The following is a 10297-nucleotide window of genomic DNA, read 5'->3' as shown; positions in this document are numbered from 1 at the left end:
CTCCAGCACCTGCACCCGCGCCGACCCCGGCTCCGGCCGCAGTGGTCGCACCTGTCGCGCCGGTGGCTGCACCCGCCAAGTCAGGCGCTGAAGTACTGGTTGAAGCGGAGCAATTGATTCAGCAGCACCAGTTCCATGAAGCGGCCGGGTTGCTCGAAAGTGCCATCAGCCATGCACCGCAGCGCAGCGACCTGCGTTTGAAATTAATGCAGGTCTATGGCGAGTTGGGCGAGCGTGAAGCCTTTATCGCGCAAGAGCGCCAACTGGTTGCCAATGGCAAAAACTACGCCGAAGTGGCTCAGCTCAAGGTGCGTTACCCGGCCATGGCTGCGGTGGCGGCAGGGATTGTCGCGGCAGCGGTGGCTTCGCAGTTCCAGGCTGATTTCGTCAAAGAAATGATGCGCGACGACCGGGTTGTCGAGCCTGAGCCCGAACTCAAGCCGGCACCCGTGATCACGCCCCCAGTTGAAGAGTTTGACCACGACTTCGACTTGAGTCTCGATGATCTGGAAGAGGTCTCGCCGACCCGGGTCTCGCCTGAGCAGGGGCTTGATGATCTGGTTGAGGCGAGCGGGCAGAGCTTCGATGCGGTGCTTGAGCAACAGGCTGAAACCCAGGCTGCGTTGGACAAGGCAGCAGATTTTGACCTTGATCTGCCGGATGACTTTGATTTGTCCCTGGCAGAAGAAGCGCCAGCGGTGCCTGAAGTGCCGGACAGCTTCTCGATGGAACTGGACAAGGTAAACGCTGAATTGCAGCGCTTGTCCCAGAGCCTGGAAGAGCCGGCGATGGCCGAGCCGTTTGCCGGAGCTGTAGCGGGCGCTGACGAAGAGCCGGAGTTCGACTTCCTGTCGGGCGCCGATGAGGCCGCGACCAAGCTTGACCTGGCCCAGGCTTACATCGACATGGGCGACGACGAAGGCGCGCGTGACATCCTGACCGAAGTCATGGGCGAGGGCAGCCCGGAGCAACAGGCCGAGGCCATCGAACTGCTCTCCCGCCTGGCCTGACCCCTCCCTGTAGGAGCGAGCTTGCCTCGTGATCTTTTAAAAAGATCAAAAGATCGCGAGGCAAGCTCGTTCCTACAACGCTCATTTTGTTCGCGCCGGTCATTTGATTCATGGCGTCTTCGCGGGTGGGCCTTATAATGGCCGCCTTTGCGTTTATGAGCAGGCTGTAACTCCTTGGCAAATATAGATAACCCGGCAGCCGAAATGGCTGCTGAAGGCTTTTTCCGCATCGCCCTGGGCGTTGAATACAAAGGTTCGCGCTACAGCGGCTGGCAACGTCAGGCCAATGGCGTGTTGACGGTTCAGGAAACCCTTGAAAACGCGCTGTCAAAAGTCGCCGACTCGCCAGTGTCGTTGATGTGTGCCGGGCGTACTGACGCCGGGGTGCATGCCTGCGGGCAGGTGGTGCACTTTGATACCCAGGCCGAACGCTCGATGAAGGCGTGGGTCATGGGCGCCAATATCAATTTGCCCCACGACATCAGTGTCAGTTGGGCCAAGGTGATGCCGGCGAACTTCCATGCGCGTTTCAAGGCGATCGCCCGGCGTTACCGCTATGTGATCTACAACGATCCGATTCGCCCCGCGCACCTCAACCAGGAAATCACCTGGAACCACCGCCCGCTGGACGTCGAGCGCATGGCGCAAGCCGCGCAATACCTGCTCGGTATACACGACTTCAGTGCCTTCCGTGCTGGGCAATGCCAGGCCAAGTCGCCGATCAAGGAACTGCATCACCTGCGTGTGACGCGCCACGGGCAGATGATCGTGCTGGACATCCGCGCCAGCGCCTTCTTGCATCACATGGTGCGCAATATTGCCGGAGTGCTGATGACCATCGGTTCTGGCGAGCGTCCGGTGGAATGGATCAAAGAAGTGCTGGAGAGCCGTGAGCGTCGCTCAGGCGGCGTGACGGCGCATCCTTACGGGCTGTATCTGGTGCAGGTGGAATACCGCGACGAGTTCCCGTTGCCCGAGCGTTACATTGGCCCACATTTCTTGACCGGTTTTAGCGAACTCGACGGCTGACGCACGGGTAAGCATTTGTTAACATCCGGCACTTTCACGCTCGTGCTCAGGGGTATCGCTTACATGTCAGCCGTTCGCAGCAAGATCTGCGGGATTACCCGCATAGATGACGCACTGGCCGCCGTGGCCGCCGGGGCTGATGCGATTGGCTTTGTATTTTATGCCAAAAGCCCACGAGCGGTGACTGCCGCGCAGGCGCGGGCCATCATTGCCGCGCTGCCGCCGTTTGTGACCACCGTGGGTCTGTTTGTGAATGCCAGCGCCTGTGAACTGAACGAAACGCTGGACGCTGTGCCGCTGGACTTGCTGCAATTTCACGGCGATGAAACCCCGGAGCAGTGCGAGGGCTATCACCGGCCCTACATCAAAGCGCTACGGGTCAAAGCAGGGGACGACATTGCTGCAGCCTGTGCGGCTTACGCCTCTGCCAGCGGGATCTTGCTCGATACCTACGTTGAGGGTGTGCCGGGTGGAACCGGGCAGGCCTTTGACTGGTCTCTGATACCTCAAGGGTTAAGCAAGCCGATTATTTTGGCTGGTGGCCTGTCCGTGCAGAACGTGGCGCAAGCCATTGCTCAGGTGCAGCCTTACGCTGTTGACGTCAGCGGTGGCGTAGAAAAGAGCAAAGGCATCAAGGATCACGATAAGATTCGGGCCTTTATGCAGGCTGTACGCGCAACAAACTGATACTCGATGTGACGGTTGGCAGCCTGCCACCGTCCATCATTACCGCTTCGTGATACGGGCGGGCCCGGTGACATGACGGGCAGAAATTAAAGCGCCAACCGCTTCAGGGCGTGTTGTCGGGAAGGCTGAGGGTTGAAAGGGATGCGCTGGTTTGCCATGGCTGACCGCTGTTCCCGGACAATCATCGCCACACACTTATTGAATTAAGCTCAAGGGCATACACGGGGCCTGAACCGCAGTGTTCAGGTCGCCGGTACTGGAGAAAAAAAGCATGAGCAACTGGTTGGTAGACAAGCTGATTCCTTCGATCATGCGTTCCGAGGTCAAAAAGAGCTCGGTACCTGAAGGCCTGTGGCACAAATGCCCGTCTTGTGACGCTGTGCTTTACCGTCCAGAGCTGGAAAAGACCCTGGACGTTTGCCCCAAGTGCAATCACCACATGCGCATCGACGCACGTGCACGCATCAACATCTTCCTGGACGCTGACGGTCGCAACGAGTTGGGTGCTGATCTGGAGCCTGTTGACCGTCTCAAATTCCGCGACAGCAAAAAGTACAAAGACCGCATTGTCGGCGCGCAAAAGCAGACCGGCGAAAAAGACGCTCTAGTGTCCATGAGCGGTACCCTGCTGGGCATGCCGATTGTGGTGTCGGCGTTTGAGTTCTCCTTCATGGGTGGCTCGATGGGTGCCATCGTCGGTGAGCGCTTCGTTCGCGCCGCCAACTACGCCCTCGAAAACCGCTGCCCAATGGTCTGCTTCTCCGCTTCCGGCGGTGCGCGCATGCAAGAAGCGCTGATCTCCCTGATGCAAATGGCCAAGACCTCTGCGGTACTGGCGCGTCTGCGTGAAGAAGGCATTCCGTTTATCTCGGTATTGACTGACCCGGTGTACGGCGGTGTTTCGGCCAGCCTGGCGATGTTGGGTGACGTGATCGTGGCTGAGCCAAAAGCGCTGATCGGTTTCGCCGGTCCGCGAGTGATTGAGCAAACCGTTCGCGAAAAACTGCCAGAAGGCTTCCAGCGCAGCGAATTCCTGCTGGAGCATGGCGCCATTGACCTGATTATTTCGCGTCAGGAGCTGCGTCCGCGCCTGGGTAACCTGCTGGCACAAATGATGGGCCTGCCAACACCTGAGTTTGTGGCTGTGCCTGTTGAAACCGTCGTTGTCCCACCGGCACCTGCAAACCTATGACCCAGCGCACCCTTGGCGAGTGGCTCGCCTATCTTGAACAGTTGCATCCGGCTGCCATCGACATGGGGCTGGACCGCGCACGAGAGGTAACGAACCGCATGGGCTTGCAAAAGCCCGCGCCATGGGTGGTGACAGTCACTGGCACCAACGGTAAAGGTTCGACCTGTGCATTCGTTGCCTCGTTGCTGCGTGCGCAAGGGCTCAAGGTCGGGGTTTACAACTCGCCGCATCTGCTGCGCTATAACGAGCGTGTGCAGATCGACGGGGTTGAAGTCTCGGACTCGCAGTTGTGCGAAGCCTTTGAGGCGTTGAACGCCGGTCGCGGGGAAGCATCCCTGACCTACTTTGAGATGGGCACGCTGGCTGCGTTCTGGCTGTTCGAGCGCGCACAACTGGACGTTGTGGTGCTTGAAGTCGGGCTGGGCGGGCGACTGGATGCGGTCAACCTGGTTGACGCTGACATGGCGCTGGTCACCAGCATTGGCGTCGATCACGTGGAGTACCTCGGTAATACCCGTGAATCCGTTGCCTATGAAAAGGCCGGGATTTTCCGCCAGGGCAAGCCGGCCTTGTGCGGTGATCTTGACCCGCCTCAACCTCTGCTCGACAAAGCCAAAGAGCTGGCTTGCCCGCTGTTGCTGCGCGGGCGTGATTTTAATCTGACCATTGCCGACACTGTCTGGCATTGGCAGGGGCGTGATGCACAAGGGCAAACGCTCGAGCTGCGCGATTTGCCGTTGCTGGATCTGCCCATGGAAAACGCAGCGCTGGCGCTTCAGGCGTATGCCCTGACGCAGTGGCCTTGGGATCCGCAGACGGTGATCAAGGCGCTGTTGGCGACCAAGGTCACCGGGCGTCTTGACCGTCGCCAGATCAATTGGAACGGCAAGCCGCTGAGCCTGTTGCTGGATGTCGGCCATAACGGCCATGCTGCCGAGTATTTACGCAAGCGTTTGCAACAACGACCGTTGGCGGGCAAGCGTTTGGCGGTGTTTGGTCTGTTGGCAGACAAGGATCTGGATGCCGTTGTGTCGCAACTCACTGATGTTGTCGAGCATTGGGCAGTCGCGCCACTGAACACCGGGCGTTCGCGCCCTGCGGCTGAGTTGCAGGCTGCGCTGCAAGCGTTGGGCGCATCGGTTACCCCGTACGACAGTGTTGATGCAGCACTTGAGGCGCAGTGCGAACGGGCTACGCCGCAAGATGAAATTTTGCTGTTCGGGTCATTTTATTGTGTCGCTCAGGCGCTTGAATGGCTGGAGCGGCGCGCCAAGGAGGAGGCTGCAAATGGCTTTGCTGGATAAGGTATTCAAGCAGCGGATGGTTGGGGCGCTGGTACTGATCGCTCTGGCGGTGATTTTTCTGCCCATGCTGTTTTCGCGTCAGGATGAGCAGCGCCAGGTTCAGGTCGATGCGCCGACGGCGCCACAAGCACCCGTCATGCCTCAGGTTCAGGTAGAGCCTGTGCCGGTGCCAGAGCCGCAAGTCATTGAGCAAGAGCCGGAACTGCCGGTCGAGCAAGCCGTGGTTGCAGCGCCAAAACCTGCGCCTGCACCTGCTCCGGCGCCGGTTGCACCAGTGGTCAGCAAACCGGTAGCGCCCGCCAAGCCGCCTGCAGTCACGCCAGCGCAAACGGTGGCGCAGCCGCCAGCCAAGCTCGACACCACGCAAAAGCGTGTAGACCCTAACGGTTTGCCCATCAGTTGGTCGATCCAGTTGGTGAGTCTGTCCAATCGTGCCAGCGCCGATAACTTGCAAAAAACCCTTCGTAATCAAGGTTATAACGCTTACGTTCGATCGTCTGGCGGGATGAACCGGGTTTTTGTAGGGCCGTTGCTGGAACGTGCAGAGGCCGATCGGATGCGTGACATTCTCGACAAGCAGCAAAATCTCAAGGGTTTTGTGGTGCGCTTCCAGCCTGAGCGTGGCTAAGCGCATAAAAAGGTTGGGTCTGATAGCCAATGCACTGATAAATCGCCTGACTTGAGAGGCGGCGCTCTGCTAAAATGCGCCGCCTTATCTGTCTGTAGACTGAACTGTGCCATTTACCTGGGTTGACTGGGCGATCGTTGCAATCATCGCCATTTCTGCATTGATCAGCTTGAAGCGCGGCTTCGTAAAAGAAGCGCTGTCGCTGTGCACCTGGATCATTGCCGGGGTTGTCGCCTGGATGTTCGGCGGTTCGTTGTCACAGTACCTCACCGGATACATCGAAACACCTTCCGCCCGCATCATCGTCGGGTGCACCATCATGTTTGTCGCCACCTTGCTGGTAGGCGCAATGATCAACTTTCTTATCGGCGAACTGATTCGCGTCACCGGGTTGTCCGGGACCGATCGTTTTCTCGGCATGGCCTTTGGCGCTGCGCGTGGCGCGCTGCTGGTGGTCGTGGGGGTCGGGCTCTTGAGCCTGGGGCCGGTGCAGCAAGACTCGTGGTGGCAGGAGTCCAGGCTCATGCCACAATTTCTATTGGTTGCCGATTGGTCGAAAAACCTCATTTTGGGGTGGAGTAGCCAATGGTTTGCCAGCGGTATCAGCGCACCTGCTGATCTACCGTTCAAGGAGCACCTCTTGCCGGCTATCCAGCCCAAGTGAGCGGTGTTCAGTTCAGATCCATTAAGTAGGGGTTGCGTCGCATGTGTGGCATCGTCGGTATCGTCGGTAAGTCGAACGTCAATCAGGCGCTGTATGACGCGCTAACCGTCCTCCAGCACCGCGGCCAGGATGCTGCCGGTATTGTAACCAGCCATAATGGCCGGTTATTCCTGCGCAAGGACAACGGGTTGGTGCGGGATGTGTTTCATCAGCGCCACATGCAGCGCCTGGTTGGTAACGTGGGCATCGGCCATGTGCGTTATCCAACAGCAGGTAGCTCGACTTCAGCAGAGGCACAGCCGTTTTACGTCAACTCGCCGTATGGCATCACCTTGGCGCACAACGGCAACCTGACCAACGTTGAACAGCTGGCCAAGGAGATTTACGAATCTGACTTGCGTCACGTCAACACCAACTCGGACTCGGAAGTCCTGCTCAACGTCTTCGCCCATGAATTGGCGCAACGTGGCAAGTTGCAACCGACTGAAGAAGACGTTTTCGCCGCTGTGACTGACGTGCACAACCGTTGCCGCGGTGGTTATGCCGTGGTGGCGATGATCACCGGTTACGGCATCGTCGGTTTCCGCGATCCTAACGGCATCCGCCCGATCGTGTTCGGCCAGCGTCACACCGACGAAGGCGTCGAGTACATGATCGCTTCCGAAAGCGTGTCGCTCGACGTGCTGGGCTTTACCCTGATTCGCGACCTGGCGCCGGGCGAAGCGGTTTACATCACTGAAGACGGCAAGCTGCACACCCGTCAGTGCGCAGTAAACCCGCAACTGACCCCGTGCATCTTCGAACACGTGTACCTGGCGCGTCCGGACTCGATCATCGACGGCGTTTCGGTGTACAAGGCGCGTCTGCGCATGGGCGAAAAGCTGGCCGAGAAGATCCTGCGCGAGCGTCCAGACCACGACATCGACGTGGTCATCCCGATCCCGGACACTAGCCGTACCGCTGCGCTGGAGCTGGCGAACCACTTGGGCGTCAAGTTCCGCGAAGGCTTCGTTAAAAACCGTTACATCGGCCGTACCTTCATCATGCCGGGCCAGGCTGCACGTAAAAAATCCGTGCGCCAGAAGCTCAACGCCATCGAACTGGAGTTCCGTGGCAAGAACGTGATGCTGGTCGATGACTCGATCGTGCGTGGCACCACCTGCAAGCAGATCATTCAGATGGCCCGTGAAGCGGGTGCGAAGAATGTTTACTTCTGCTCGGCAGCCCCGGCTGTACGCTACCCGAACGTGTACGGCATCGACATGCCAAGCGCCCACGAACTGATCGCCCATAACCGGACTACCCAGGACGTGGCTGACCTGATCGGCGCTGACTGGCTGATCTATCAAGACCTGCCGGACCTGATCGAAGCGGTCGGTGGCGGCAAGATCAAGATCGAGAAGTTCGACTGCGCGGTGTTTGACGGCAAGTACGTGACCGGCGACATTGACGAGAACTATCTGGACCGCATCGAGCGTGCGCGCAATGATGCCTCCAAGGTGATTGCTCAAGGCGTCGGTGCAACGATAGGCTTGTACAACAACTAAGCTTCAACACACCGGCCCTGATGGGCCGGTTTGCATTGTTCTTACTTAAAAGCATTTATATACAAGGCAAGGAGTGGGCAGCATGAGTCAGGATTGGGATGCCGGTCGGCTGGACAGCGACCTCGAGGGCGTAGCGTTCGACACCTTGGCTGTGCGTGCTGGCCAGCACCGTTCGCCAGAAGGCGAGCACGGTGATGCAATGTACCTGACCTCCAGCTACGTGTTCCGCACGGCTGCCGATGCGGCGGCGCGGTTCTCGGGTGAGGTCCCGGGCAATGTTTATTCGCGTTACACCAACCCTACGGTGCGTGCGTTCGAAGAGCGTATCGCGGCACTGGAAGGGGCGGAGCAGGCCGTTGCCACGGCAACCGGCATGGCCGCCATTTTGTCGGTGGTGATGAGCTTGTGCAGCGCTGGAGACCACGTGCTGGTTTCGCGCAGCGTCTTTGGTTCGACCATCAGCCTGTTCGAAAAATACTTCAAGCGCTTTGGCATTGAGGTGGACTACGTGCCGCTGGCCGAACTGCAAGGATGGGATGCGGCGATCAAGCCGAACACCAAATTGCTGTTTGTGGAGTCGCCGTCCAACCCCTTGGCGGAACTGGTAGACATCACCGCGCTGGCAGAAATTGCCCACGCCAAGGGTGCGCTGCTGGTGGTCGACAACTGCTTCTGTACGCCAGCCTTGCAGCAGCCGGTCAAGCTGGGCGCTGACATCGTTGTGCACTCGGCGACCAAGTTCATCGACGGCCAGGGCCGTTGCATGGGCGGTGTTGTGGCGGGGCGCAGCGAACTGATGAAAGAAGTCGTCGGCTTTTTGCGCACTGCCGGGCCGACCCTGAGCCCGTTCAACGCCTGGATCTTCCTCAAAGGTCTGGAAACCCTCAACCTGCGTATGCGCGCGCACTGCGCCAGCGCCTTGGCCCTGGCCGAGTGGCTGGAGCAGCAGGACGGCGTCGAGAAAGTTCACTACGCGGGCCTCAAGAGCCACCCGCAGCATGCATTGGCCCAGCGCCAGCAGCGCGGCTTCGGCGCAGTGGTCAGCTTTGAAGTCAAAGGCGGCAAAGAGGGCGCCTGGCGCTTTATCGACGCCACCCGCCTGATTTCCATCACCGCTAACCTGGGTGACAGCAAAACCACCATTACCCACCCGGCGACCACCTCCCACGGTCGTCTGGCGCCACAAGAGCGCGAAGCGGCCGGCATCCGTGACAGTCTGATCCGCATTGCGGTCGGCCTGGAAGACGTAGCTGACCTGCAAGCTGACCTGTCGCGAGGCTTGGCCGTACTGTGACCGAATGGGCGCTTGAATCAGCGATTGAGGGCAATGGCCGTGTAGCACTGGTGACCGGTGCTGCACGCGGCATTGGTCTGGGGATTGCGGCGTGGTTGATCAGTGAAGGTTGGCAAGTGGTGCTGACCGACATTGATCGTGCGCGTGGCTCAAAAGTGGTCAAGGCGCTGGGTGACAGCGCCTGGTTCGTGGCCATGGACGTGTCGGTCGAGGCCGACGTGATTCAGTGTGTGGCCCAAGTGTTGGGGCAGTTCGGGCGTCTGGATGCGCTGGTATCGAACGCTGCGATTGCCGATCCGCACAACATGACCCTTGAAAGCCTCGATCTGGATCACTGGAACCGCGTACTGGCCGTCAACCTCACCGGGCCGATGCTGTTGGCCAAGCACTGTGCGCCTTATTTGCGCGCGCATTGCGGTTCGATCGTCAACCTGGCGTCCACCCGCGCCCGCCAGTCAGAGCCAGACACCGAGGCTTACGTGGCGAGCAAGGGCGGTTTGCTGGCGTTGACCCATGCGCTGGCCATCAGCCTTGGGCCGGAGATCCGCGTCAATGCTGTCAGCCCCGGCTGGATCGACGCGCGTGACCCTTCTGTGCGCCGCGCAGAGCCGTTAACCGACGCCGATCACGCGCAGCACCCGACTGGCCGGGTAGGGACCGTTGAAGACGTGGCGGCGATGGTCGCCTGGTTGCTGTCGCGCAATGCCGGTTTTGTCACCGGGCAGGAGTTTGTCGTGGACGGTGGCATGAGCAAGAAAATGGTTTATGACGAGTAACTGAGTTTTTTTGCTTTTTTTGAAAAAAACTCAACCTTGTCCTTGACTTAGCTTCAATACCTGCGTAAATTTCGCGGCCTCAACGAAGCAAAGGGTGATTAGCTCAGCTGGGAGAGCATCTGCCTTACAAGCAGAGGGTCGGCGGTTCGATCCCGTCATCACCCAC

General features: G+C 59.2%; 10 protein-coding genes and 1 tRNA gene. All 11 read left to right on the top strand.

Features of this window, described 5'->3' with window-relative positions:
- The coding region (locus tag GHO25_RS24520; protein WP_306108780.1) for a FimV/HubP family polar landmark protein at positions 1-1010 on the top strand (1010 nt) is incomplete at its 5' end.
- 204 nt (positions 1011-1214) lie between these two features.
- Positions 1215-2039, top strand: a complete 825-nt coding sequence (gene truA, locus GHO25_RS24515; RefSeq protein ID WP_153327458.1) for a tRNA pseudouridine(38-40) synthase TruA — start codon at positions 1215-1217, stop codon at positions 2037-2039.
- Positions 2040-2102: 63 nt separating this feature from the next.
- The gene (locus GHO25_RS24510) at positions 2103-2726 is read left to right on the top strand and encodes a phosphoribosylanthranilate isomerase (protein ID WP_123748709.1); all 624 of its coding nucleotides are present in this window, start codon (positions 2103-2105) and stop codon (positions 2724-2726) included.
- 271 nt (positions 2727-2997) lie between these two features.
- Positions 2998-3918 (top strand): acetyl-CoA carboxylase, carboxyltransferase subunit beta, encoded by a 921-nt coding sequence (gene accD, locus GHO25_RS24505; RefSeq protein ID WP_048369015.1) that lies wholly within the window; start codon positions 2998-3000, stop codon positions 3916-3918.
- The gene (folC, locus tag GHO25_RS24500) at positions 3915-5222 is read left to right on the top strand and encodes a bifunctional tetrahydrofolate synthase/dihydrofolate synthase (protein ID WP_153393039.1); all 1308 of its coding nucleotides are present in this window, start codon (positions 3915-3917) and stop codon (positions 5220-5222) included. Before accD ends, folC begins: the two co-directional genes overlap by 4 nt.
- The gene (locus tag GHO25_RS24495; RefSeq protein WP_048369017.1) at positions 5206-5850 is read left to right on the top strand and encodes an SPOR domain-containing protein; all 645 of its coding nucleotides are present in this window, start codon (positions 5206-5208) and stop codon (positions 5848-5850) included. Before folC ends, GHO25_RS24495 begins: the two co-directional genes overlap by 17 nt.
- Before the next feature lie 106 nt (positions 5851-5956).
- Complete coding sequence (locus tag GHO25_RS24490) at positions 5957-6514, top strand: CvpA family protein (RefSeq protein WP_178110220.1); 558 nt, start codon at positions 5957-5959, stop codon at positions 6512-6514.
- Between the two features lie 41 nt (positions 6515-6555).
- Positions 6556-8061: an amidophosphoribosyltransferase gene (gene purF / locus GHO25_RS24485; protein ID WP_048369019.1), complete on the top strand. Its 1506-nt coding sequence runs from the start codon at positions 6556-6558 to the stop codon at positions 8059-8061.
- A gap of 82 nt (positions 8062-8143) precedes the next feature.
- Entirely contained in the window at positions 8144-9355 is a 1212-nt protein-coding gene (locus GHO25_RS24480; RefSeq protein WP_048369020.1) for an O-succinylhomoserine sulfhydrylase, read from the top strand.
- Positions 9352-10131: an SDR family oxidoreductase gene (locus GHO25_RS24475; RefSeq protein ID WP_178110219.1), complete on the top strand. Its 780-nt coding sequence runs from the start codon at positions 9352-9354 to the stop codon at positions 10129-10131. Before GHO25_RS24480 ends, GHO25_RS24475 begins: the two co-directional genes overlap by 4 nt.
- 92 nt (positions 10132-10223) lie before the next feature.
- A tRNA-Val gene (locus GHO25_RS24470) sits at positions 10224-10296 on the top strand.
- Position 10297 lies beyond the last annotated feature (1 nt).

The organism is Pseudomonas sp. FSL R10-1350 (genome assembly GCF_009600525.1).
Classification (GTDB): Bacteria; Pseudomonadota; Gammaproteobacteria; order Pseudomonadales; family Pseudomonadaceae; genus Aquipseudomonas; species Aquipseudomonas helleri.
The sequence above is the reverse complement of the archived record's forward strand: the minus strand, read 5'-3'. Positions and strand labels throughout refer to the sequence as shown.